Annotated in this window: 21 protein-coding genes; 8 read left to right on the top strand and 13 right to left on the bottom strand. The window is 62.8% G+C overall.

The features are described 5' to 3' along the window. Positions 1 to 12 precede the first annotated feature (12 nt). Both BM438_RS17690 and BM438_RS17685 read right to left on the bottom strand, forming a co-directional pair. Complete coding sequence (locus tag BM438_RS17690) at positions 13 to 966, bottom strand: ABC transporter substrate-binding protein (RefSeq protein WP_093635658.1); 954 nt, start codon at positions 964 to 966, stop codon at positions 13 to 15. A gap of 124 nt (positions 967 to 1,090) precedes the next feature. Continuing rightward, the gene (locus BM438_RS17685) at positions 1,091 to 2,071 is read right to left on the bottom strand and encodes an AraC family transcriptional regulator (protein ID WP_093635656.1); all 981 of its coding nucleotides are present in this window, start codon (positions 2,069 to 2,071) and stop codon (positions 1,091 to 1,093) included. Positions 2,072 to 2,458: 387 nt separating this feature from the next. Between BM438_RS17685 and dalD the strand changes: the two genes are divergently transcribed. The 3 genes from dalD to BM438_RS17670 all read left to right on the top strand — a co-directional run bounded on the left by dalD (position 2,459) and on the right by BM438_RS17670 (position 6,498). After that, entirely contained in the window at positions 2,459 to 3,871 is a 1,413-nt protein-coding gene (gene dalD, locus BM438_RS17680; protein ID WP_093635654.1) for a D-arabinitol 4-dehydrogenase, read from the top strand. 113 nt (positions 3,872 to 3,984) lie between these two features. Beyond that, on the top strand, positions 3,985 to 5,466 hold the full coding sequence (gene xylB / locus BM438_RS17675; protein WP_093635652.1) for a xylulokinase: 1,482 nt from the start codon (positions 3,985 to 3,987) through the stop codon (positions 5,464 to 5,466). A gap of 78 nt (positions 5,467 to 5,544) precedes the next feature. Continuing rightward, positions 5,545 to 6,498 (top strand): sugar-binding transcriptional regulator, encoded by a 954-nt coding sequence (locus tag BM438_RS17670; RefSeq protein WP_093635650.1) that lies wholly within the window; start codon positions 5,545 to 5,547, stop codon positions 6,496 to 6,498. A 40-nt stretch (positions 6,499 to 6,538) separates the two neighbouring features. Here the strand turns inward: BM438_RS17670 and BM438_RS17665 are convergent, their stop codons facing one another. From BM438_RS17665 to BM438_RS17635, 7 genes are all read right to left on the bottom strand, one after another. Then, a complete protein-coding gene (locus tag BM438_RS17665; protein WP_054034356.1) occupies positions 6,539 to 6,835 on the bottom strand; it encodes a DUF1330 domain-containing protein in 297 nt (98 codons plus the stop codon). 72 nt (positions 6,836 to 6,907) lie between these two features. Beyond that, on the bottom strand, positions 6,908 to 8,017 hold the full coding sequence (locus BM438_RS17660; RefSeq protein ID WP_054034358.1) for an ABC transporter ATP-binding protein: 1,110 nt from the start codon (positions 8,015 to 8,017) through the stop codon (positions 6,908 to 6,910). A gap of 70 nt (positions 8,018 to 8,087) precedes the next feature. Then, complete coding sequence (locus tag BM438_RS17655) at positions 8,088 to 8,789, bottom strand: HAD family hydrolase (RefSeq protein ID WP_093635648.1); 702 nt, start codon at positions 8,787 to 8,789, stop codon at positions 8,088 to 8,090. Continuing rightward, positions 8,786 to 9,619, bottom strand: a complete 834-nt coding sequence (locus tag BM438_RS17650) for a carbohydrate ABC transporter permease (protein ID WP_234487518.1) — start codon at positions 9,617 to 9,619, stop codon at positions 8,786 to 8,788. The genes BM438_RS17655 and BM438_RS17650 overlap by 4 nt, the downstream gene beginning before the upstream one ends. A gap of 38 nt (positions 9,620 to 9,657) precedes the next feature. Further along, the gene (locus BM438_RS17645) at positions 9,658 to 10,593 is read right to left on the bottom strand and encodes a carbohydrate ABC transporter permease (RefSeq protein ID WP_093635644.1); all 936 of its coding nucleotides are present in this window, start codon (positions 10,591 to 10,593) and stop codon (positions 9,658 to 9,660) included. 189 nt (positions 10,594 to 10,782) lie between these two features. Then, positions 10,783 to 12,105: an ABC transporter substrate-binding protein gene (locus tag BM438_RS17640; protein ID WP_093635641.1), complete on the bottom strand. Its 1,323-nt coding sequence runs from the start codon at positions 12,103 to 12,105 to the stop codon at positions 10,783 to 10,785. Positions 12,106 to 12,202: 97 nt separating this feature from the next. Then, positions 12,203 to 12,985 carry an L-iditol 2-dehydrogenase gene (locus BM438_RS17635; RefSeq protein WP_093635639.1) on the bottom strand — a complete coding sequence of 261 codons (783 nt, stop codon included), beginning with the start codon at positions 12,983 to 12,985 and terminating at the stop codon, positions 12,203 to 12,205. A 310-nt stretch (positions 12,986 to 13,295) separates the two neighbouring features. Here BM438_RS17635 and BM438_RS17630 point away from each other — a divergent pair, with 310 nt between their 5' ends. The 4 genes from BM438_RS17630 to BM438_RS17615 are packed head-to-tail and all read left to right on the top strand — an operon-like array spanning position 13,296 to position 16,551. Next, positions 13,296 to 13,775, top strand: a complete 480-nt coding sequence (locus BM438_RS17630) for a Fur family transcriptional regulator (protein WP_093635637.1) — start codon at positions 13,296 to 13,298, stop codon at positions 13,773 to 13,775. Positions 13,776 to 13,833: 58 nt separating this feature from the next. Next, on the top strand, positions 13,834 to 14,808 hold the full coding sequence (locus tag BM438_RS17625) for a metal ABC transporter solute-binding protein (protein ID WP_093635635.1): 975 nt from the start codon (positions 13,834 to 13,836) through the stop codon (positions 14,806 to 14,808). Beyond that, positions 14,805 to 15,776, top strand: coding sequence for an ABC transporter ATP-binding protein (locus tag BM438_RS17620; RefSeq protein WP_093635633.1), 972 nt, complete (start codon positions 14,805 to 14,807; stop codon positions 15,774 to 15,776). The genes BM438_RS17625 and BM438_RS17620 overlap by 4 nt, the downstream gene beginning before the upstream one ends. Next, positions 15,769 to 16,551, top strand: coding sequence for a metal ABC transporter permease (locus BM438_RS17615; protein WP_093635631.1), 783 nt, complete (start codon positions 15,769 to 15,771; stop codon positions 16,549 to 16,551). The genes BM438_RS17620 and BM438_RS17615 overlap by 8 nt, the downstream gene beginning before the upstream one ends. A gap of 63 nt (positions 16,552 to 16,614) precedes the next feature. Here BM438_RS17615 and fghA read toward each other — a convergent pair whose 3' ends face one another. The 3 genes from fghA to BM438_RS17600 form a co-directional block, all read right to left on the bottom strand. Then, positions 16,615 to 17,466, bottom strand: a complete 852-nt coding sequence (fghA, locus tag BM438_RS17610) for an S-formylglutathione hydrolase (protein WP_093635629.1) — start codon at positions 17,464 to 17,466, stop codon at positions 16,615 to 16,617. Positions 17,467 to 17,523: 57 nt separating this feature from the next. After that, a complete protein-coding gene (locus BM438_RS17605; protein WP_093635627.1) occupies positions 17,524 to 18,630 on the bottom strand; it encodes an S-(hydroxymethyl)glutathione dehydrogenase/class III alcohol dehydrogenase in 1,107 nt (368 codons plus the stop codon). Between the two features lie 241 nt (positions 18,631 to 18,871). Beyond that, positions 18,872 to 20,341, bottom strand: coding sequence for a xylulokinase (locus BM438_RS17600; protein WP_093635625.1), 1,470 nt, complete (start codon positions 20,339 to 20,341; stop codon positions 18,872 to 18,874). A 425-nt stretch (positions 20,342 to 20,766) separates the two neighbouring features. Here BM438_RS17600 and BM438_RS17595 point away from each other — a divergent pair, with 425 nt between their 5' ends. Then, positions 20,767 to 22,176, top strand: a complete 1,410-nt coding sequence (locus BM438_RS17595) for a nucleobase:cation symporter-2 family protein (RefSeq protein ID WP_093635623.1) — start codon at positions 20,767 to 20,769, stop codon at positions 22,174 to 22,176. Positions 22,177 to 22,322: 146 nt separating this feature from the next. On the opposite strand, the gene BM438_RS17590 is transcribed toward BM438_RS17595, so the two are convergent. Further along, the gene (locus BM438_RS17590) at positions 22,323 to 23,840 is read right to left on the bottom strand and encodes an efflux transporter outer membrane subunit (RefSeq protein ID WP_093635621.1); all 1,518 of its coding nucleotides are present in this window, start codon (positions 23,838 to 23,840) and stop codon (positions 22,323 to 22,325) included.

Below are 23,840 nucleotides of genomic sequence, written 5' to 3'. Positions count from 1 at the left end.
CGAGCATTCGGCTTACCAGCTGAAGCCCTTGGCATTGCTCTTGTCGATCATCTTCACGTCGACCGGAATCGCCTTCGGCACATTGGCGCCCCACTTCTTCGCGAGCGCAATGCCGAGTGCGATACGCACCTGGTCGGCCGGGAACTGCGCGGACGTTTCGATGAACTTTGAATTCGGCTTCTGGATCGCGGCGATCGCTTCCGGCGCACCGTCGACGCTGGTCAGCTTGATATCTTTACCCGATGATTCGATCGCGGAGAGCGCGCCCATCGAGCCACCGTCGTTCACGCTGAACACGCCCTTCAGATTCGGATGCGCCTGAATCATGTTCTCGGTGACGGACAACGCAGTCGCGCGTTCCTGCTTACCATTCTGCGTATCCACGAGTTTGATGCCAGGCACTTTCGCAAGCGCTGCCTTGCACCCACGCACACGCTCGAGAATCGGCACCACCGGAATGCCATCGAGGATCGCCACCTCGCCACTGCCGCCAATCGACTTCGCCAGATACTCACAGGCCATCTCGCCCGCGTCGTAATTCTTCGACCCGACGAACGAATCAACCGGACCGTTCGCGTTCGCATCAACAGCAACCACCACCACGCCCGCCTTCTTCGCCGACGTCACCGCCGATTGAATGCCGGTCGAATCGGTCGGATTCACGAGCAGGATGTCGATCTTCTTTTGCAACATATCTTCGACGTCGCTGACCTGCTTGCTGACGTCATGATGCGCGTCGGTCACGACCACCGTCGCGCCGATCGACGCCGCCGCATCGTTCAGCGCCTTTTGCATCGTTACGAAGTACGGGTTGTTCAACTCCTGAAATGTCATGCCGATCTTTAGCGGCGCGGCAAGTGCAGCCGGCGCGGCGATAAACGAAAGACCGAATGCAAGCGTCGCCAACGCAGCCGTGCTGCGCGCGAAGGTCTTCAACGATGCCTGCTTCGAAGTGGATTGCGTCATGGTTGTCTCCGTTATTAAAACTGTTCGATGAGATGAGCACGTCCCTCACGCTGTCTGTGGACAGCGCGATAGGCGTTAAAACGCGGGTGAAGTAAAACGCTTCGGCTAGAAGCCTGGTGAAGGACTACGTCGGTGGATACGCAGCCGCGGCGCTGCGTGGCAAACCTGGCGCAAGTACGATCGCAGGTGCATTGTCGATGCCGGCGCCGCGCGCGGCAGCTTCTTCGGAAGCGTCGCGGCTCGCGTCGTTCAGTTGCTGATAGCGGCGGAATTTCGAAGGCGCCATGCCTTTGACCGCGAGGAACTGCCGGTTGAAATTCGACAGGTTGTTAAAGCCCGCCTTGAAGCAGATATCGGTGACGCTCAGTTCTTCGTCCGTGAGCAGTTGGCATGCGAGGTTGATACGCATGCGGTTCACGTACTGCACGAACGGCAGCCCTGTATGACGGCGGAAGTAACGCGAGAACGCACTCACGCTTTGGCCAGCGAGTTGCGCCAAGTCCGATTCGCGCAGATCGTTGGACAGGTTCTTGCCGATATACGAGAGCGCGTGATTGATGCGCGTCGACGCGAAACCGGTCGGGTCGGCCTGATAGGCGGGACTCGCGAGCGTCTCGCGGTCCTCGGCGTTCATCAGGATCTCGAGCATCGACATGAACAGCACGAGACGGCGCAGTCCGCGCGCCGCCAACAATTCGAGGAACAACGGCTGGATCGCTGCACTCGTTTCCGCACCGAACGACACGCCACGGCGCGAATCGGCGAGCAATGCTTCGACCTGGCGCCACTCAGGAAAACTGCCCATGCAACTCGACACGAACTCCTGCCCGAACTGAACGACCAGATTGCGCTGCGCAATCGTCTCGCCCTCCGGCACGTCGCTAACCCAGTTGTGCGGCAGGTTCGGCCCCATCAACACGAGGTTGCCAGGCGTAAAGCTGCTGATGTGATCGCCGACGAACATCTTGCCGGTCGTCGCCACGATCAAGTGAATTTCGTATTCCGGGTGAAAGTGCCAACGCACCGTGCGATACGGATAGCCGTGCGACCACACTTTGAAGGATTCGTCGCGCCGTACGGCGACGACTTCCAGATCGGGTTGCATTCGCGTCTTCCTCCGTGAAGCGGCGTGCTGCGGGTGCCGCTGAACTTCATCTTGTATAGCGAAAAGTAGCCCTCTAGCGGCTGATCCACCACTAAAAATCAAACCGCAGACCGATACTTTTTTGCATTCGGGTTAGTCCTGGCGCGGTGAAAGTCAAATTTGATGCAATGCAATACGCACCTCGAGACACGTCCCATAACGCCCCGGCGTCACGCGAGTCGCGCCGGAAGTCCCGCCACGCCGCGCTGCGCCACGAAAAGCCCGCTACGTCGCCTTGACATTCGTTCCGCCGGGTACGATCATTCGCTCACAGACAGAGCAAATGCTCCACCCCAAGAAAAAACGCACGCGCCGAGCCGTGCGATCAAGGACACTCAGGAGACGCACATGAACAGCGGGCAAGGCAGCGGCGCGGCCGCACACGTGATCCTGCACATCGGCGCGGGATCGTTTCATCGCGCGCATCAGGCGTGGTATCTCCATCGGTTGAACGAGGCGAAGGTGGCGGGCGAGCCGCACTGGTCGCTGACGGTCGGCAATATCCGCAGCGACATGAACGCGGTGCTCGACGCGCTCGCCGCGCAAAACGGCGTCTATACGCTCGAGACTGTCACGCCGCAAGGCGAGCGCGCGTACGAGACGATTCGTTCGATCGAGCGCGTGGTGCCGTGGACCGAGAGTCTCGATGCGCTGATTGAAGCGGGCGCCGATCCGGCCTGCAAGATCATTGCGTTCACCGTGACCGAAGGCGGCTATTACCTCGACGAAGACGACGAACTCGACACGGCCAACGCCGATCTCGCGGCTGACCTGAAAGGCGGTCACACCACGATTTACGGCGCGCTCGCGGCAATTCTCGACGCACGCATGAAGCGCGGCGCCGGCCCGGTCACGCTGCAGACCTGCGATAACCTGCGCAGCAACGGCGAGCGTTTTCATGCAGGTATGAGCGAGTTTCTCGAACGGCGCGGCGCGGACGATCTGGCGCAATGGTTCGACGACAACACCGCGTGCCCGAGTTCGATGGTCGACCGCATTACGCCGCGCCCGACGCCCGACGTGCGCGAACGCGTCAAAGCCGCCACCGGCGTCGACGATGCCTGCCCGGTGATGGGCGAATCCTTCATCCAGTGGGTGATCGAAGACCGCTTTATTGCCGGACGCCCCGCGTGGGAAAAGGTCGGCGCAGAGCTGGTCGACTCGGTGCTGCCGTACGAGGAAGCGAAGATCCGCATCCTCAACGCGACGCATAGCTGCATTGCGTGGGCAGGCACGCTGGTCGGACTGACCTACATTCACGAAGGCACGCTCGATCCGGACATCAACAAATTCGCCTTCGACTACGTGACCGAAGACGTGATTCCGTGCCTCACGCCGAGTCCGCTCGATCTTGAACGCTATCGCGACGTGGTGCTCGAACGCTTCGGCAATCCCTACATCCAGGACACCAACCAGCGCGTCGCGGCTGATGGCTTTTCGAAGCTGCCAGGCTTTATCGCACCGACGCTCGCCGAATGCTTCGAACGTGGCGTCACGCCTTCGGCGACGGCCATGTTGCCGGCGCTGTTCTTCCGCTTCCTTGAACGCTGGAACGCCGGCACATTGCCGTATGCGTATCAGGATGGCGTGATGGACGAAAAAGTTGCCCGCGGTTTCTTTAGCGCGCCGGATCCGTTGCAGGCGTTCGCCGCTGACCGGCTGCTCTGGGGCAGCATGGCGCAGACACCAGAGCTGGAATCGGCGTTGGCGGGCGCGTTGGCGCGTGTCGACGTATGGCTGGCCAAACGCGGCGCGGCCTGACCCGCGCTGTATCAAATCACGCGAAACACGCCGGTGCCAGGCTTAATGCGCATGGCACCGCGCGCCATGTGCGGCTAAAGTAGCGCATCCCTAACGACGAAGGTTTCGCGCCCATGTATCTCGGCATCGACCTCGGCACGTCCGAAGTGAAAGTCCTGCTGCTCGCCTCCGATGGACGCGTGATCGGCACCGCAGGCTCACCTTTTACCGTTTCGCGTCCGCATCAGCGCTGGGCCGAACAGAATCCCGAAGATTGGTGGGCCGGCACGCGCGCGGCGCTGGCCGCGTTGCGCGCCAAACATCCGGATGAGTTCGCGCAGATTCGCGGCATCGGCCTCTCGGGACAGATGCACGGGGCCGTGCTGCTGGACGCACAAGACCGCGTATTGCGGCCCGCGATCCTGTGGAACGACATGCGCAGCGACAAGGAGTGCGCGGAGCTGACCGAGCGCGCGCCGGACTTGCACACCGTGGCCGGCAATCTCGCGATGCCCGGGTTCACCGCGCCGAAGCTGCTATGGGTGGCGCACCACGAACCGGAAATCTTCGCGCAGACCGCCTGCGTGCTGCTACCGAAGGATTACCTGCGTCTGCAACTGACCGGCGGCAAGGTGTCCGATCCATCGGATGCAGCCGGCACGTTGTGGCTCGACGTCGCCAAACGCGACTGGTCCGATTCGCTGCTCGCCGCCTGCAACATGACGCGCGCGCAGATGCCGGCCTTGTGCGAAGGCAGCGAACCGTCCGGCACCCTGCTTCCCGCAGTGGCGCGCGAGTTCGGTTTGAGCGACGGTGTGATCGTCGCGGCCGGCGGTGGCGACAATGCTACGAGCGCAATCGGCATCGGCGCCACGCAACCGGGCGACGGCTTCGTCTCGCTCGGCACGTCCGGCGTGTTGTGCGTGGTCGGCGACAGCTTCCGGCCGAATCCCGCCTCCGCGGTGCACGCGTTCTGCCATGCGATTCCGGATCGCTGGCATCAGATGAGCGTGGTGCTGTCGGCGGCAAGCTGTTTGCGCTGGGTCTGCAAGCTCACCTCCACCGACGAACCGACGCTGCTCGCCGAAATCGAAGCGCTGCCAGCGGAAGCGTTGACCACTGCCCCACTCTTTCTGCCTTATCTGTCCGGTGAACGCACGCCGCACAACGACCCGTATGCGCAGGGCGTGTTCTTCGGCATGAATCACGCGACCGATCGCGCCTTGCTCGGCTACGCGGTACTCGAAGGTGTGACGCTCGCGCTCACCGACGGCCTCGACGCCTTGCGCGCGGCCGGCACCGAAGCAAAGGCGTTGTCCCTGCTCGGCGGCGGCGCTCGCAGCGACTACTGGGCACAACTGCTCGCCGATGCGCTCGACACCGCCACCCGCAAGCACGGCGGCGGCGAAACCGGCGCGGCGCTCGGCGCGGCCCGCCTCGGCTGGCTGGCCGCGGGCGGCGATCCGGCCAAGGTGCTGAGCAAGCCGCCGATCGAAAAGGAGTTCACGCCGAACCCGCGCCGGCACGCCGAACTGCGCACCCGGCTCGAAGCGTATCGCGCGCTCTACCGCCACGTGCGGCCGCTGTTCGACCCCGCGCGACAACCGCTCGCCTGACCGGCAAAGCACAGCCGGTTCCCGTTGAGACGCGGGAACCGGCTGCTATCATCGGCGCACTTCAAGCGAACCGTCACCGTGCCCAAGTCCACAGAAAAATTAGACCTTGCTACCCGCGCCGCGTGGCTCTACTACGTCGCAGGCAACACCCAGAACGAGATCGCCGAAAAACTCCAGGTGTCGCGCCCGGTCGCACAGCGGCTGGTGGCCTTCGCGGTCGAAAAGAACCTGATCCGCGTGCGCGTCGATCACAAACTGGCCGATTGCCTCGCGCTCGCCGATCAACTCTCGAAGCGCTACGGCCTGAGCATGTGCGAAGTCGTACCAATCGACAGCGATACCTCGGAAGAAGTCGACCGCAAGCTGGCAGTAGCCGGCGCGCAGGTCATGGAACGCTATCTGGTCGAAGAAAAACCGATGGTGGTCGCCGTGGGCAGCGGCCGTACGCTGAAGGCCGCGGTCGATCAGATCGCGCAGCTGGAGCGTCCGCAGCACCGTTTGGTATCGATGGTCGGGGCGATCGCCCAGGACGGCTCCTCGAACCGCTACGACGTCGCGCTGCACATTTCGGAGAAGACCGGCGGCAAGCATTTTCTGCTGCCCGCCCCGCTGCTCGCCGATAGCGAGACCGAACGCGCGCAGTGGTGCAATCACCGGCTCTACCGGATCGTCGAATCGCTATTGGCCAAGGCGGATGTCGCGTTCGTCGGGGTCGGCAATATCGGGCCGAAATGCCCGTTGCACGAAGACGGCTTCATCACCTCCGCGGAGGTGAAGGAGTTGATGCAGAACCGTGCAGTGGCCGAAATGCTCGGCTTGCCGATCGATGCCGCCGGCGCGCACGTCGAATCGCCGACCGGCCGGCGCGTCACCAGCATTGCGCTCGACTCGCCGCCGCGGCGTCCTACCATCGGCTTTGCCGGCGGTGAACGCAAGCGCGAGGCGCTGATTGCGGTGCTTAAAGGCGGCTGGCTGTCGGGACTGGTGACTGACGAGTTGTGTGCGCGGGCCGCGCTCGAAGCGGCGGCTTAACCAGCTTACAGGCAAGGCTTAGAAGCGGCCCACCGCCGCGCTACAACACCGGCAGCCCTTCCGTGATGATGATGCGGTACTCGCCGCCCTGCAGGCGCGTCTCGCTGACCGCCTGATACGCCGGGCTGCGATACCACGCGATCGCTTCGTCGTAACTGGGGAACTCGAGGATCAGGATTTCGTCGATCGGCGGACCCTCCACCACTTCTTTCCGCCCGTGGCTCGCGAGCACCATGACCGCGTGCTTCTCGAAGACTGCGGGCGCGTCCTGTTTGTATGCTTCCAGTTTGGCGGGGTCGAGCGTTTTCTCGCGCGTGATGACGACGTAGGCGGGCATGAGTGTTTCCTGAGCGTGAATAAACGTGACCGGACGGAAAGCGGCGCGCCCGCCGCTTTCCCAATCACATACTCACGCGGCCAGCACTTCTACGATCTTACGCTGGAAGGCTTTCCCTTCGCTGTCGAATAAATGGCAGTGCTCAGGCGTGGCGCCGAGCTTTTGCACTTCGCCCTTGCTGTGCCGCTCGAGCGGCGGAATGCGCGCGATGATCCCATCCGGAGCGACGCTCGATTCCGCATACAGATACGCGGCATCGCCGAGCGATTCGACCGCCATGGTTTTCGCCGACACGCCGTCGTCGGTCATGCCCACATGCAGATGCTCCGGGCGAATGCCAACGGTCACCTTGTCGCCCTGTTTCACCGCGCCGGGCTCCACCGCAACACGCTGAGTCTCGCCGGATTCGTAGCGCACCGTGACGCCGTCGTGCGTGACCGACTGCACGACGCCTTCCATAAAGTTCATCTTCGGCGAACCGATGAAGCCGGCGACGAAGCGATTGGCCGGCGCGTGATACAGCATGGTCGGGCTGCCGACCTGCTCCACATTGCCCGCCGACAGCACGACGATCTTGTCGGCCAGCGTCATGGCCTCGACCTGATCGTGCGTTACGTAGATCATCGTGGTCTTCAGCTCGTCATGCAGACGCGCGAATTCGAGGCGCATCTTCACGCGCAGCGCGGCGTCGAGATTCGACAACGGTTCGTCGAACAGGAACACTTTCGGCTTGCGCGTAATTGCGCGGCCGATTGCAACGCGCTGGCGCTGACCGCCTGAAAGCTGCTTCGGCTTGCGGTCGAGCAGATGGTCGATGTGCAGGATCTTCGCCGCGTTGCGCACGGCGGCGTCGATTTCCGGCTTCTTGGTGCCGGCGAGTTTGAGGCCGAACGCCATGTTGTCGTACAGCGTCATGTGCGGATACAGCGCGTACGACTGGAACACCATCGCGATGCCGCGCTTGGCGGGCGGCACGTCGTTCACGCGCGCGTTGTCGATGGTCAGATCGCCGCTGGTGATGTCTTCGAGGCCGGCGATCATCCGCATCAGCGTCGATTTACCGCAACCGCTCGGACCCACGAAGACGACGAATTCGCCGTCCAGGATGTCGAGGTTGATGTCACGCATCACTTCGTTGTCGTCGTAGGCTTTTCGGATGTTGCGCAGAGTTACGCTTGCCATGATGTGTCTCCGTATGTTGCTCTTGCTACGTCAATTCATTTATCCAGGTGCTGCGCCAACGCGGCCGCGCTTACGGCGTCGCCGCCGTCGCGCTCAGCGTCCATTGCGCAACCAGGTCCGGCAACTGCAGCATGTCGTCGAACACAGTCCGCGCACCCGCCGCATGCAAGGCGTCGATCTGCGCGTCACTCGCATGACCGCCGCCGATAAAGCCCAGCACCGTCATGCCCGCCGCGGTTGCCGCCGTCACGCCCGTCACGCTGTCTTCCACCACGAGGCAGGCGGACGGCGCGAGACCGAGACCAAGCGCCGCAGCGAGATAGACATCGGGCGCGGGCTTCGGATTCGGCACCGCATCGGCGCAAAAAAGCCGGTTGCCGAAGAACTTCACGAGGCCCGTGCGCGCCAGCACGTTCTCCACATACGGCCGGAAACTGTTGCTCGCGCATGCCTTGGTGAGCGGCACCTGCGCGAGTGCAACCTCGATGCCAACGACCGCCGGCGCCTGCATCGCCGCTGCTTCCACCGCCCGGCGGATCGCCTCGATATCCTCGGCGCCGAGGCTCCTGCCCAGTTTCGCCGCCGTGCCCTGCAACACCGTTTCAATGCGCAAGCCAAGCAGCGGCAGTACCACCGGCGCGACATCGGCATCGGGCCAACGCGCCTCGAGTTCGTGCACCAGCATGTGCGCCGCCACGGCTTCGCTGTCGATCAGCACGCCGTCGCAATCGCAGATCAGCGCGAAATGACCTACCGTCGTACCTGCGGTCATTTGACCGCCCCAAAGGTAAGACCACGCACCAGTTGCTTCTGCGACAGCCAGCCGACAATCAGGATCGGCGCAACTGCAAGCAATGAAGCAGCGGAGAGCTTGGCCCAGAACAAACCTTCAGGACTCGAGTACGACGCAATGAACACAGTCAGCGGCGCCGCGTTCGAACTCGACAGGTTGATGCTCCAGAACGCTTCGTTCCACGACAGGATCACCAGCAGCAGCGCGGTGGAGGCAAGCCCCGGCAGCGACATCGGCATCAGCAGATAGACGATTTCCTGCCACGTCGCCGCACCGTCGATCCGGCCTGCTTCGAGAATGTCGCGCGGAATTTCCGCGAAGTACGTGAACGACATCCACACCGCAATCGGCAGATTGATCAGCGTGTAGACGATCACCAGACCGGACACCGAATCGAGCAGACCACTGTTCTTCCACAACAGATAGATCGGCACCAGCACGCCGACCGACGGCATCATCTTGGTCGACAGCATCCACAGCAGGACTTTCTGCGTGCGGCGCGTCGGAAAGAAGGCCATCGCGTACGCGGCCGGCACGGCGAGAATCAGGCACAGCAGCGTGACGCCCGCCGAGATCAGAATCGAATTCCACGCGAACGAAAAGTAGTTACTGCGCGCGAACACCTCGCGGAAGCTATCGAGCGTCGGGATGAAAAACAGCGACGACGAATACGCCTGCTGCTCCGTCTTGAACGCGGTGATCGTCATCCAGAAGATCGGAAAGAACAGCAGCAACGCGACGAGCCAGGCGATCACACCAGGGATGCCGCGGCGAATTGCGGCGAACGGCGACTTGGCCGGCACGGTCATGGGCGCCGTGCCCGACGCAGAGGTAGAGGCAACGTGGCTCATTTTTCGTACTCCCCTTTCAGGTTCTTCGCGAGCATCCGCACAAGGAAGAACGACACGATGTTAGCCAGCACGACAGCCAGAATGCCGCCCGCCGAAGCGAGACCGACGTCGAACTGTTGCAGGCCCAGCGAATAGATCAGGTACGACAGATTGGTGGTCGCGGTGCCCGGACCGCCGCCCGTGGTCGTATAGATTTCGGCGAAGATCGACAGCAGGAAAATCGTCTCCATCATCACCACCACCGCGATCGCCCGTTTCAGGTGAGGCAGCGTGATGTAGAAGAACATCGAGAACGGACCCGCGCCGTCGATACGCGCCGCTTCCTTCTGCTCCTGATCGAGCGACTGGATCGCGGTGAACAGAATCAGGAACGCGAACGGCAACCACTGCCACGCGACGATCATGATCACGGCCGTGAGTGGATACTCGGCGAACCAGTCGATCGGCTGCAGCCCGATTGCGCGCATGCCCTGTGCGATCAGGCCATACACCGGATGCAAGATCATGTTCTTCCAGATCAGCGCGCTAACCGTCGGCATCACGAAGAATGGTGCGATCGCCAGTAGCCGCGCAATGCCCTGGCCGTAGAACTTACGGTCGAACAGAATCGCCATCAACACACCGCCGACCACCGTGATCACCAGCACCGAGATGATCAACTCGAGCGTGTGCCCGATCGACGGTCCGAACGACGGATCGCTGGCGAGGTACTTGTAGTTGTCGAAACCGGCGAAGCCCTTCAGATCCGGATTCAACAGGTTATAGCGCGAGAACGAAAACCAGATCGTCATCGCCAGCGGAATCGCCATCCACAGTACGAGCACTGCGACTGAGGGCGTCACGAGCCAGCGGGCCGAATTGGCTTTGCGGGTTTCGCGTTCTTTTTCTGTTTGGGGATGGGCATGCATAAGAGGCAGGCGTAAAGGACGCATGATTGACCACCTGTTCGGTAATGCGCGGGCCGGCGCTTTCTCCGCCGTGATCGCTTGAACCGCCTGGCTACCGCGACGCAATGCGGTGTCGCGGTGCCCACGCGGCGGGGACGGCCCACTGTGCTACGTGGGCCGGCTGACGGGCGTCAGCCGGCGCGTGCCACATGAATCATGTGGCTGACTTCCGCTTTACTTCTGATACCCGGCCTGTTGCACGGCGCGATTCGCCGTTGCCTGGCCGGCTGCCAGCGCCTGATCGACCGTCATCTGACCGGCAATCGCGCCGGAGATGCTCTGACCGACCACGGTGCCGAACGACTGGAACTCAGGAATGCCGACGAACTGCACACCGGTGTACGGCACCGGCTTCAGAGTCGGATGATCCGGGTCAGCCGTTTCGATTGCCTTCAGCACGAAGTCGCCGAACGGTGCTGCCTGTTTGTATTCAGGACGTGCGTAGGTAGAGTGGCGCGTTCCCGGCGGCACCGAGGCCCAGCCCTCATCCTTCGCGACCAGTTCGATGTACTGCTTCGACGTGGCCCACGCGATGAACTTCTTCGCCGAGTCAGCCTGCTTCGACGACTTCGGAATGGCCAACGCCCACGCCCACAGCCAATGCGAGCCCTTCGGCGTGACGGCAATCGGCGCTGCCGCAAAGCCCACCTTGTCGGCGATCTGCGACTGCTGCTTGTTGTAGAGCATGCCGGCCGCCACCGTTGCATCGATCCACATCGCGCACTTGCCCGAGGACATCAGCGTCAGGTTTTCGTTGAAACCGTTCGAACTGGCTCCCGGAGGGCCGTCTTTCTTCAGCAGATCGACGTAGAACGTCATCGCCTTCTTCCATTCCGGCGACGTCAGCTGCGCCTGCCACTTCTCGTCGAACCAGCGGCCGCCGAAGGTGTTCACCACCGTCGTGCCATACGCCATGTTCTCGCCCCAGCCGGCCTTGCCGCGCAGGCAGATACCGTACATGCCGTTGGCTTTGTCCGTGAGCTTGTCGGCGAACTGAGCGATCTGGTCGTAGGTCGGCTGATCGGGCATTTTCAGGCCCTTGGCCGCGAACAGATCCTTGCGGTAATACGTCATCGAGCTTTCGACGTAGAACGGCAGTGCGTACAACTGGCCGCCACTCGAGAGGCCGTCGCGGGCCGTCTTCACGACGTCGTTCAGATCGTAATCAGCGGGCAGATTGGTGAGCGGCGTGAGCCAGCCGCGCTTGCCCCATTGCGGCGTTTCGTACGCACCGATCGTCATCACGTCGAACTGGCCGCTGCCGGTCGTGATGTCGGTGGTAGCACGCTGACGCAGCACGTTTTCTTCGAGAATCACCCAGTTGAGCTTGATATCCGGATTCGCCTGCTCGAAGGCGGGCGAGAGCTTCTTCAGCTCGATCATGTCCGGATTGTTCAACGTGGCAATGGTCACCGTGGCCGCCTGAGCGTGCAACGCAAAGCATGCGACAGCGCCGGCACTGACCGCCTTCAGCGCGGATTTTGTAGCTGGTTTCATGTGTTGTCTCCTTTCTCGTACGTTATGTGATGCTGCGTTTGTTCTACGAAAATGACGAAGGGTGAAACAGGTTCGACTCATCCACTCTGCAATTCGCTCAGCTCATCCAGTTGCCACCGTCGACATTCAGGGTTTGCGCGGTGATGTAGTCGGCATCGGCCGACGCGAGAAACAGGGCCGCGCCGGTCAGATCGTCCGGCACACCCATACGGCCGAGCGGCACCGCTTCACCGACGAGGCGCTTCTTCTCGCCGAGCGGCCGGTTTTCATAGCGGGCGAAGAGCGCGTCGACCTCGTTCCACATCGGCGTATCGACGACGCCCGGCGCGATGCCGTTCACATTGATCTTATGCGGCGCGAGGGCGAGCGCTGCGGATTGCGTATAGCTGAGTACGGCGGCTTTGGTTGCGCAATAGTGCGACACCAGCGCCTCGCCGCGGCGCCCAGCTTGCGACGACATATTGATGATCTTGCCGCCGTGGCCCTGCTCGACCATTTTCCGCGCGACGGTTTGCATCAGGAAGAACATGCCCTTCACGTTGACCGCGAAGAGGCGGTCGAACACGTCCCAGGATTCATCGAGGATCGGGCGCATATCGAAGAGCGCCGCGTTGTTGAACAGGATATCGACCTGGCCGAAACGCTCCAGCGTACTCGCGAGGATGCGTTCGATATCCTCGCGGCGCGTTACGTCGGCGCTGACGGTCAGCACGCGGTCGCAGTAGGCAGCGCGCAGCGCGTCGCCAAAACTGTCCGCCGGCTTCACGTCGACCAGCACGCAGCGCGCGCCTTCGTCCAGATAGCGCCGGGCCACGGCTTCACCGATTCCGCTTGCCGCGCCCGTCAGAATGGCCACCTTGTCTTGCAATCGTGCCGCCACTGCCTGTCTCCGGTTCGTTTCGCTTCTTGAGGCGCGGTGAGCGAACGCTCGTTGCGCGAACAATTGCTCTGTTAGTGATCGAATGATCGGATACGGACCGGGTCATGTCAAGGCGCTCGACCAGATTTCGATGGTGCAGCGCGGCAGGACCGGTGCACACCCTCTTCCGGTTTCGACCGATACAAATACGAGAAATCGCAGACCGCCGAGCTGCTTTCTGCGCAAGCCGCTGACAAAAATTAGAGATACGTTATATCATTGCGGCCTCGCTTCGCTCCGAAGCTTCGCAGGTTCGTCAGGGAGTCCGCTGATGGCTACATCGATTGCAGAACACCACGCCGTACGGCTCGCCCATGCCGAGGCGCACGCCGCGCTGCACGGGCTCGCGCTCACGCCGCTGCGGCGTCAGGTGTATGCGGCGATCGTCGCCAGCGACCGGCCGATCGGCGCTTACGAGTTGCTGGACGCGCTCGAGCCGCAACGCGGGCGCGTGCCACCCACCACGATCTACCGGGCGCTGGACTTTCTGCTCGCGCACGGCTTCGTCCATCGGATCGAATCGAAGAACGCGTTTTTTGCCTGCTGCGAGGTCGGCGTGCCGCATCGCAGCCAGTTTCTGATGTGTGACGGCTGCGGCGCGACTGTCGAGATTCCCGGTGGCGATCTCGCCCAACAGCTGTCGCATAGCGCACCAGCGCACGGTTTCGAGGTGCACCGCCAGGTGGTCGAGCTAAGCGGTCTGTGCGCGCGCTGCGCCCGCGCGGCGCGGCCCGCCGGGGCGTCCTTATGAAAGCGCACCGCTCCCAAGATTTGTAGTTCATTCAACTCTCACGCAGCAGGAAACAACGATGAAGAAATTCGGCTCGATGTTGAACGGGGCGCGCCATGCGCTGAAGCTGTCGAAGACCGTGGCCATGGGCGCGGCGGCCGCCGCTGCTTTCACGCTCAGCCACGGCGCATTTGCCGCGGATGCGAAAATCCCGGTGGTGGCCGCGGAAAACTTTTACGGTGACGTCGTGCAGCAACTAGGTGGCGATCGTGTCGACGTGACCAGCATCCTCAGCAATCCGGATCAGGACCCGCACCTGTTCGAAGCCAGCCCGAAGACGGCGCGCGCTTTGCAGCATGCGAGCCTTGTGGTCTACAACGGCGCCGACTACGATCCGTGGATGGCGAAACTGCTGGCCGCTTCCAAGGGCTCGAATCGCGCGACGATCGTTGCCGCCGAACTGACAGGCAAGAAGAGCGGCGATAATCCTCACCTCTGGTACGACCCGGCCACCATGCCGAAAGTGGCGCGCGCGGTAAGCGCCGCGCTCGTCGCGGCTGACCCGGCGCACAAGTCGGCGTACGATGCGAACCTCGCGAAGTTTCTCGATTCGCTGAAGCCCATCGACGCCAAAGTCGCCGATCTGCATGGCCGCTACGCCGGCGTGCCGGTGACGGCAACCGAGCCGGTGTTCGGCTATATGTCGGACGCAGTCGGCCTCTCGATGCGCAATCTGCGCTTCCAGTTGGCGACGATGAACGACACTGAAGCAAGCGCGGCCGATATCGCCGCGTTCGAACGCGATCTGCGCGAAAAGCGCGTCCGCGTTCTGATCTACAACAGCCAGGCAACCGAGGCCCTGACCAAACGCATGTTGAAGCTCGCGCAGCAATCGAAGGTGCCGACCATGAGCGTCACCGAAACCGAACCGGCCGGTAAGACCTATCAGACGTGGATGCTGATGCAGCTCGACGCGCTGGGCACGGCGCTGGCTGCGGGCGATGCGGGCGGAGCGAATGCGGCGGCGAGCACCGCCAAAGGAAAAACCCAATGAACGAAACTGGCCGCAGCACGCCAGCTAATGTATCGACGGGCGCACGCAGCAACGTGCCCGTGCTTGAACTCGAGCGCGTCACGCTTGAACTCGGCGGCCGCACGATTCTGCGCGACGCCGGCTTCGTGGTGAACCAGGGAGAATTCATCGGCGTGCTCGGGCCGAACGGCGCGGGCAAGACCACGCTGATGCGCGCCGTGCTCGGTCTCGTGCCGGCGGCGAGCGGCGCGATCCGCGTGCTAGGGCAACCGGTCGAGCGTGGCAACTCGTCGATCGGTTATATGCCGCAGACGCGCAGTGCGCTCGCCGGGCGCCGCGTGCGCGGCCGCGACTTCGTCGCTATGGCCGCCGATGGACACCGCTGGGGCCTGCCCCATGCGGACAGCAAAACCCGCGCCGATGTCGAACGAGTGCTCGATCTGGTGGGCGGCCGCCAGTTGGCCGAGCGGCCGTTGTCGGAACTGTCGGGCGGCGAACGTCAGCGTCTGCTGCTCGCGCAATGCCTGCTCGGTAACCCCAAGCTGCTGCTACTCGACGAACCGCTGATCAGCCTCGATCCGCATCATCAGAAGAGCGTGGTGGAACTGGTGCGGCGCGTGCAGCAGGAGCTCGGCATTGCCGTGCTGTTCTCGGCGCATGAACTGAATCCGCTACTGCACGCGCTCGACCGCGTGCTGTATCTCGGCAGCGGCGTCGCCGCACTCGGCACCGTCGATGAAGTCATTACGCGGCCGGTGCTGTCGCGTCTCTATGGCTCGCCGATCGACGTGATGCGCGTGAATGGCCGCATCTTCGTGATGTCGGGCGACGTGGAAGTCGAAAAACACGATCACGAGCACGAACACGACGAGAACGGCGGCCATAGCCACTCGCACGGGCACGGCCATTCACATTCGCACGACCACGGTGGCGCGCACAGCCACTCACACCAGCACGACTCACGCGACGGACATAAGCACGATGTTTGAATACGATTTCATGGTGAACGCGTTCGCGGCGTCGGGGATCGTCGCGGTGCTGGCAGGCGTGGTGGGCTATTTTCTGGTGATGCGTGGACAGACTTTCGCCGGTCACGCGCTCTCGCACGTCGGCTTCACCGGCGCGACCGGCGCTGTGCTGATCGGTATCTCGCCCATCTGGGGGATGATCGGCTTCACGCTCGCGGCAGGCGTCGGGATGGGCGCGCTCGGCGAGAAACTGGCCGGACGCGATGTGGCGATCGGCGTGATCCTGTCGCTGTCGCTCGGCTTCGGCTTGCTGTTCCTGCACTTCTTCACCGCGTACGCGACCCAGGTCACCGCGCTGCTGTTCGGCAATGTGCTCGGCGTGAATGCGTCGACACTCGGCGTGCTGGCGGGGTTGGGCGTCGTCAGTTTGCTCGCGCTCGCCGCGATCATGCGGCCCTTGCTGTTTGCTTCGCTGCAGCCGGAATTGGCCGAAGCCAAGGGCGTGTCGTTGCGCAAGGTGTCGGTGCTGTTTCTGTCGATTGCCGCGCTCGCCGTGGCGGCGTGCACGCAGATTGTCGGCGTGCTGCTGGTGTTCACACTGATGGTCGGGCCGGCCGCCGCCGCGCAAAACGTGACGACGCGGCTCTCGACCGGTCTCGTGCTCGCCGCCGTGTTCGCGCTGATGCAGGCCTGGCTCGGTCTCACGCTGGCGTTCTACACCGACTGGCCGACGAGCTTCTGGATCACCGTGCTGTCGGCGGTGGTGTATGGCGGGAGTTTGCTAAGGCGTCGTTGAAGCGGCATTGAAGCGGCGGCTGGCGGCAACACTTTGCGTGCCGCCGCCATCGCCCTGCGAATTTCAACCGAGCAGCACCTTCGCGTGATGCGCGATGTGATCCTCGATGAACGTCGTGATGAAGTAATACCCGTGGTCGTAGCCAGCATGACGACGCAAGGTCAGCGGCTGACCCGCAGCCTTGCAGGCGGCTTCAAACACATCCGGGTTCAATTGCTCGGCGAGAAACTGATCCGCCAGCCCCTGATCGATCAGAATCCCCTCAGCGAACTTGCGCTTCGCGTGGGCGACCAGCTCGCTCGAGTCGTACTGCCTCCACGCTTCACGGTCTTCGCCCAGATACCCGCTGAACGCCTTCACGCCCCACGGGCACTGTGAAGGCGCCGCGATCGGCGCAAAGGCCGACACCGACCGATAAATCTCCGGGTTGCGCAGCGCCAGCATCAACGCGCCATGGCCACCCATCGAATGCCCGAAGATGCCCAGACGTCCACCGTCCACCGGCAGATTCGCGAGCACTGTTTCGCGCAGTTCGTCGCGCACATACGAGTACATCCGATAGTGCTTCGCCCACGGCTGCTGCGTCGCGTTGACGTAAAAGCCCGCGCCCACGCCGAAGTCCCACGCCGCGCTTTCGCCCGGCACACCCGCACCGCGCGGACTGGTGTCCGGCGCGATCAACGCGATGCCGTGCTGCGCAGCGAAGCGCTGCGCGCCCGCCTTGACCGGAAAGGTTTCTTCCGTGCAGGTCAGCCCGGCGAGATAGAACAGCGCAGGCACGTTCGCGTTGGCCTGCAAAGCCTGCGGCGGCAGATACACCGAGAAGCGCATCGGCAGACCGACGGTCTGCGAGTCGTGCCGGTAGATCCGCTGCTCGCCGCCATGGCAGGCATGCGACGACAATAGTTCAAGCATCGAGATGCTCCTTTCTGTGCCGGGTCGGTGACGTATTAATGACGTATCAACGCCGCATTAGTACAGCACGACCGAGCGGATCGACTCACCCTTCTTCATCAGATCGAAGCCTTCGTTGATGCGCTCGAGCGGCAGACGGTGTGTGATCAGGTCGTCGATATTGATCTTGCCTTCCATATACCAGTCAACGATCTTCGGCACATCCGTGCGGCCGCGCGCGCCGCCGAATGCCGAACCCTTCCACTCGCGGCCCGTCACCAACTGGAACGGACGCGTGCTGATCTCTTCGCCCGCCGCCGCCACGCCGATGATGAACGACTGACCCCAGCCCTTGTGCGTACATTCCAGCGCCTGACGCATCACCTTCGTGTTGCCGATACATTCGAACGAATAATCGGCGCCGCCATCGGTGAGTTGCACGATATGGTCGACCACGTTCTCGACTTCGTTCGGGTTGATGAAGTGGGTCATGCCGAATTTCTTCGCCAGTTCAATGCGACCCGGGTTGATATCGACGCCGATGATCTTGTCCGCGCCAACCATCTTCGCGCCTTGAATCACATTCAGACCGATGCCGCCGAGACCAAACACCACGACGTTCGCGCCTGCTTCGACTTTCGCCGAATACACGACAGCGCCGACGCCCGTCGTCACGCCGCAGCCGATGTAGCAGATCTTGTCGAACGGCGCGTCTTCACGCACCTTCGCGACCGCGATTTCCGGCACGACGATGTAGTTCGAGAACGTCGATGTGCCCATGTAGTGAAACAGCGGCTTGCCATCCAGCGAGAAGCGCGACGTGGCATCGGGCATCAGGCCCTTGCCTTGCGTCGAACGGATCGCCTGGCAAAGATTGGTCTTGCGCGACAGACAGAATTTGCACTGACGGCATTCCGGCGTGTACAGCGGAATGACGTGATCGCCCTTCTTCAACGTGCCGACACCCGGGCCCACATCGACGATCACGCCCGCGCCTTCGTGGCCGAGAATCGCCGGGAAGATGCCCTCCGGATCGGCGCCCGAGAGCGTGTAGTAGTCGGTGTGGCAGATACCCGTCGCTTTCACTTCAATCAGGACTTCACCGGCGCGCGGACCTTCCAGATCCACTTCTTCGATCGTCAACGGGGCGCCGGCTTTCCATGCGATTGCTGCTTTGGTTTTCATCGTGAATGCTCCTGTGAGTCGGTGAATGCCTGGCGCGTCGCGGTGAGATATCGCGCGGCGTGCCGGTGTCGCGGTTCGCGGTTCCGCACCTTGCGGTTCGCGGTTAATTCGTGTGCCGGACTGGGGACGGTCAGTGTCGTTGCCGCCCGGCATCGTTCGCCGGCCTATACCTTAGCGTGCGAAAGCCGTCATGGTATTGCAAAGTACGTCGCGGCATTGTCTGTAGCTGACATCGCGTTACTCAGCGAAGCGGAGTCTCGCCGAACCATGACTCGACGCGGCCATACAGATCGAGAAAGCGCGCATATCGTTCGGCGAGCGCGGCATCGCCTTGCGGTCCGGCAACGCGCGTCGCGCCCGGCGCAAGCGCGGCGAGGTCGCTCGCGTGCCAATGCCCGCTCGCCAATCCACCGAGGATAGCCGCGCCTCGCGGCGCCGCGTTGGGGCAGTCGACGGCATGGAGTTCGACGTTTAACGCGTCGGCGAGCAACTGCCGCCAGCGCGCATCGACTGAACCGCCGCCAGCGAGCTTCAAGGTCGTCACCGTCGCGCCGCTCGCGCGGATTGCGTCGAGACCGGCACGCAGCGAGAACGCGACGCCTTCGAACGCGGCGCGCATCATCGTGCCGCGCGTGTGATCGAGCGCGAGGCCAAGCCAGCCGCCACGCGCGGCAGGGTTGAGCCACGGAGTGCGCTCGCCGGTGAGGTAGGGCAGAAAAGTCAGGCCTGCTGCGGCGCTGGAGATCGCGGCTGTTGTATCGCCAGGGGCACGATCCGATGCATCGCCGAACGCATCACGATAAGCATCGACCCATTCATACGACAACCAACCCCGCACACGTTCAAGCGCAACGCCGACGTTTTGCATCGCCGCCATGCGATACCAGTGATCGCTCGCGGCCCGATACCGATGCAGGCCCTTTACCGCTTGCGGTGCGTGCTCGGCGAGCACGACGATTTGTCCACCCGTGCCGGTAGTGAGCAATGCGTCGCCATCGCTTGCGAGACCACTGCCAAGCGCCGCGCATGGCGTATCGGCGGCACCGATTGCGAGCACGATGCCGGCACGCAGACCCAGTTCCTGCGCGGCTTCCGTCGACAGAATGCCGCCCGCCGCGTAGGAAGGCGCAAGCGGCGCAAACCATTCATGCGGCAATTCGAGCCGCTCGAACAGCGCCTGATCCCACACGCCTGCGGGATCGGCAAGCGCGGTCGCGCAGGCGTCCGATGGATCAGTTGCGACCGCGCCACCCAACGCGACGCGCAACCAATCCTTCGGTTGCAGCGCCCAGCGTGTTTTACGCGCGGACTGCGGTTCGTTCTGCACGATCCAGCGCAGCAGAGGACCGGCCATGCCGGGCGCAACCGGATTCGGCTGCGGCTCGGGCCACTGATCGAGCAGACTCAACGCACGCGTGTCGGGCCAGAGCATCGCCGGGCGCACGGCTGCGCCATCGGCATCGATCAATACGACACCGTGCATCTGTCCGGAGAAACCGATTGCTTGCACGTCACGACGCAACCCGGCAGGCAAACGCCCTGCCGCTTCGCATAGCGCGCGCCACCAGGTTTGCACCGAGATTTCGGCCCATCCGGAATGCGGTGTTTCGAATGCATACGCGACACTCGCCGCGGCCTGCTCGTGGCCGTTTTCGTCGACGATTGCAACTTTGAGAGAGCCGGTGCCGAGGTCGATGCCAAGAAAACTCATGGGCGATAGAACGTCAATTTGAGCTTAGGGACAAGCACGCGAAAGGTGCCTGGAACGGCGTATTTTCCATCACCGCTGCACGGCTGCGGAAGCGCGCCCGAATACGCGCTGAAAAACCGGAATCGCGGGTTAACCCCGCCACGCCGCGAGCCGCACGAAAACAGCACTATGCGTCGAACGAGATACACCTCATTGATTCTCACACATATCCCGTTGGCACGGGCACGTGCGACGCGTGAGCGCCCATCGCCGCTGCAAGGGGCTAACGGCCGATTTGTGCGGCGCACGCATTTCTTTTTCCTTTCAAACAGCCCTCATCCATATCGTCACCGGGAATGCCGGAATAGGCCCCAGTGGTCTTGTTGCAGCTTTTCGTTCCGCATACCTTGGAGCCATCCCAAAACGAGATGGTGGAGAGAGACAAAATGCAATCGAACACGGTTCACCCGTGCGACGAGCGACTGCCCGCGGGCCAGTTGCTGACGCTCGGCATTCAGCACGTTTTGGTGATGTACGCAGGCGCAGTTGCGGTGCCGCTGATCATCGGCGCGGCGCTGAAATTGCCGAAAGACCAGATCGCGTTCCTGATTAGCGCCGACCTGTTTTCCTGCGGCATCGCCACGCTGATTCAGACCCTCGGTCTGTGGATCTTCGGCATCCGTCTGCCGGTCATCATGGGCTGCACGTTCGCGGCTGTCGGTCCGATGGTCGCGATCGGCACCAATCCTTCGCTCGGTATTCTCGACATTTTCGGCTCGACGATTGCGGCCGGTGTCATCGGCATCCTGCTCGCGCCGGCGGTCGGCAAGCTGCTGCGCTTTTTCCCACCGGTGGTGATCGGCGTGGTGATCTCGGTGATCGGCCTCTCGCTGATGGAAGTGGGCATCAACTGGGCAGCCGGTGGTGTCGGCAATCCTGACTACGGCAATCCGGTCTATCTCGGCCTGTCGCTCCTCGTGTTGATGCTGATCCTGCTGATCAACAAATTCGCCAAGGGCTTCCTCGCCAATATCTCGGTGCTGCTCGGCATCGTTGCGGGTTTCATCATCGCGCTGGCGCTCGGCCGCGTGAATATGGACGGCGTCACACACGCACCGTGGGTCGGCATCGTGATGCCGTTCCACTTCGGCCTGCCGCATTTCGATCCGCTCGCAATCGCGACGATGGTCACCGTGATGTTCGTCACCTTCATCGAATCGACCGGCATGTTCCTCGCGGTCGGTGACATGGTCGATCGTCCGGTGGATCAGAAGACGCTGGTGCGCGGTCTGCGTGTCGACGGTCTGGGTACGCTGATCGGCGGCATCTTCAACTCGTTCCCGCATACCTCGTTCTCGCAGAACGTCGGCCTGATCGGCGTGACGGGCGTGAAGAGCCGCTTTGTCTGCGCAATGGGCGGCGTGATCCTGGTGCTGCTGGGCCTGTTCCCGAAGATGGCGCAAGTGGTGGCTTCGGTGCCGGCCTTCGTGCTCGGCGGTGCGGGCATCGTGATGTTCGGCATGGTCGCGGCGAACGGCATCAAGGTGCTGGCCAAGGTCGACTTCGTGAAGAACCATCACAACCTGTTCATCGTTGCAGTGAGCATCGGCATGGGTCTGGTGCCGGTGGTGTCGCCGCAATTTTTCTCCAAGCTGCCGCCGGCGCTGTCGCCGCTGTTGCATAGCGGAATCTTGCTGGCTTCTGTATCGGCGGTCGTGCTGAATCTGATCTTCAACGGCGTGAAGAGCGAGAAGAAGGCGCAGTGCGAAATTCGCCAGGCCGGACATGATTTCGACGGACGCGGCGGGAATGAGCCGCCACGCGACGAAATGTTGCGTGCGGTGGATGCGCATTAAGCGTCGGGGTGCGGGTAACGCTGCGCGAATTTGATCTGCGCACAAACAAAAACGCCACGGCATGCCGTGGCGTTTTTTTATTGCCGGCTGCGCAGGACGTCTTCCCTAAAACCGAAAACCGCCCTACGCGCCTGCTACTACAAGACTCAACCCGCAGTCGCCGCCGAAGCCGCCACCGGCGCACTCGCCGCACCGTAATCGACCGGTGCATCGGCCGGACGCGGCTGCTCGCCGGCCCGTTCGATCCAGCCGCCGCCGAGTGCCTGGTACAGCGTGACCAGGTTCTGCAGACGCTGCATGCGCGCGGTCACCAGCAACTGCTGCGCCGTGTACAAATCGGTCTGCGCGGTCAGCACCGACAGATAGCTGTCGACACCGTTCTTATAACGCAGGTCCGACAGATCCAGCCGGCGCTGTTCGGCAAAGGTATTGCGCTCGAGCGCCTGAATCTGCTGATCGTACGTGCCGCGTGCCGCCAGTGCGTCCGCCACTTCGCGGAAGGCCGTCTGGATCGCCTTCTCATACGTGGCGATCTGGATGTTCTTCTGCACGGTGGCGAGGTCGAGATTGGCCTTGTTCTGGCCGCCTTCGAAGATCGGCAACGTGATCGACGGCGCGAAGCTCCATGCCGCCGAACCCGGCTTGAACAGACCGCCGAGCGTCGGGCTCAGCGTACCGAAACTGCCGGTCAGCGAGACCTTCGGGAAGAACGCTGCACGCGCCGCGCCGATGTTCGCGTTGGCCGCGAGCAGATTCTCCTCGGCCTCCATGATGTCCGGACGACGTGTCAGCAGATCGGACGGCAGGCCCGCCGGCACATCCGTCAGCAGGTTCTGATTGTCCAACGTCATGCCCGGCGGCAGATCGTCCGGCAACGGCTCGCCGAGCAGCAGCACGAGCGCGTTATCCGCCTGAGCCCGCAGACGCGCCTGCGACTGCAGGTTGGCGTTCGCCTGCTCGACTACGGTCTGCGACTGCCGCAGGTCCAGTTCCGAACCCGTGCCGTTGTCGAACTGCAGCTTGGTGATGCGGTACGACTCCTCCGCGGTCTTCAACGTGTTCTGCGTCACCTTCAGCAGATCGTCGAGTTCGAGTACCGTCATGTACTGATTCGCCACCTGCGAGACCAGCGCGATTTCCGCGGCCTTGCGCGCCTGAGCGGTAGCCAGGTACTGAGCCAACGCCTGATCCTTCAGGCTTTGAATCCGCCCGAAGAAGTCGATTTCCCAGGAAGCGTTCAGACCCACCGAGTACGTGTTGCTGATCGTGAGACCCGTGGACGTCAGGTCTTTCGGCGTGCGCTGCTTGCTTTGTGAAGCAGCAGCGTCCAGCGTCGGGAACAGCGCCGCGCGAGCGATCTGGTACTGCGCCTGCGATGCCTGGATATTCAGCACCGACACGCGCAGATCGCGGTTGTTCTTCAGCGCGATTTCGATCAGCCGCTGCAGACGCGCGTCGGCGAAGAAATCACGCCAGCCGATATCGGTGGCCGCCTGGCCGTTCGCGGTCCGCGAGGCGCCAGCCGCGCCCGGCTGCGTGTCGTACGCGCCGCCGGTCGGGAAGGTCGCCGTCACGGGCTGATCCGGGCGATGGTACTTCGGCGCCATCGTGCAACCCGCGGCGAACAGCGCAACCGCCACTGCAATCAAAGAGTGTTTTTGCAT

Source organism: Paraburkholderia aspalathi (assembly GCF_900116445.1).
Lineage (GTDB): Bacteria > Pseudomonadota > Gammaproteobacteria > Burkholderiales > Burkholderiaceae > Paraburkholderia > Paraburkholderia aspalathi.
Note: the sequence above shows the minus strand (reverse complement) of the source record. Positions and strands in the feature narration are given on the sequence as shown.

Coding starts and splice junctions, on each gene's coding strand:
- BM438_RS17690 (WP_093635658.1), bottom strand. CDS start 966: ATGACGCAATCCACTTCGAAGCAGGCATCGTTGAAGACCTTCGCGCGC.
- BM438_RS17685 (WP_093635656.1), bottom strand. CDS start 2,071: ATGCAACCCGATCTGGAAGTCGTCGCCGTACGGCGCGACGAATCCTTC.
- dalD (WP_093635654.1), top strand. CDS start 2,459: ATGAACAGCGGGCAAGGCAGCGGCGCGGCCGCACACGTGATCCTGCAC.
- xylB (WP_093635652.1), top strand. CDS start 3,985: ATGTATCTCGGCATCGACCTCGGCACGTCCGAAGTGAAAGTCCTGCTG.
- BM438_RS17665 (WP_054034356.1), bottom strand. CDS start 6,835: ATGCCCGCCTACGTCGTCATCACGCGCGAGAAAACGCTCGACCCCGCC.
- BM438_RS17660 (WP_054034358.1), bottom strand. CDS start 8,017: ATGGCAAGCGTAACTCTGCGCAACATCCGAAAAGCCTACGACGACAAC.
- BM438_RS17655 (WP_093635648.1), bottom strand. CDS start 8,789: ATGACCGCAGGTACGACGGTAGGTCATTTCGCGCTGATCTGCGATTGC.
- BM438_RS17650 (WP_234487518.1), bottom strand. CDS start 9,619: ATGACCGTGCCGGCCAAGTCGCCGTTCGCCGCAATTCGCCGCGGCATC.
- BM438_RS17645 (WP_093635644.1), bottom strand. CDS start 10,593: ATGCGTCCTTTACGCCTGCCTCTTATGCATGCCCATCCCCAAACAGAA.
- BM438_RS17640 (WP_093635641.1), bottom strand. CDS start 12,105: ATGAAACCAGCTACAAAATCCGCGCTGAAGGCGGTCAGTGCCGGCGCT.
- BM438_RS17630 (WP_093635637.1), top strand. CDS start 13,296: ATGGCTACATCGATTGCAGAACACCACGCCGTACGGCTCGCCCATGCC.
- BM438_RS17625 (WP_093635635.1), top strand. CDS start 13,834: ATGAAGAAATTCGGCTCGATGTTGAACGGGGCGCGCCATGCGCTGAAG.
- BM438_RS17620 (WP_093635633.1), top strand. CDS start 14,805: ATGAACGAAACTGGCCGCAGCACGCCAGCTAATGTATCGACGGGCGCA.
- BM438_RS17615 (WP_093635631.1), top strand. CDS start 15,769: ATGTTTGAATACGATTTCATGGTGAACGCGTTCGCGGCGTCGGGGATC.
- fghA (WP_093635629.1), bottom strand. CDS start 17,466: ATGCTTGAACTATTGTCGTCGCATGCCTGCCATGGCGGCGAGCAGCGG.
- BM438_RS17605 (WP_093635627.1), bottom strand. CDS start 18,630: ATGAAAACCAAAGCAGCAATCGCATGGAAAGCCGGCGCCCCGTTGACG.
- BM438_RS17600 (WP_093635625.1), bottom strand. CDS start 20,341: ATGAGTTTTCTTGGCATCGACCTCGGCACCGGCTCTCTCAAAGTTGCA.
- BM438_RS17595 (WP_093635623.1), top strand. CDS start 20,767: ATGCAATCGAACACGGTTCACCCGTGCGACGAGCGACTGCCCGCGGGC.
- BM438_RS17590 (WP_093635621.1), bottom strand. CDS start 23,840: ATGCAAAAACACTCTTTGATTGCAGTGGCGGTTGCGCTGTTCGCCGCG.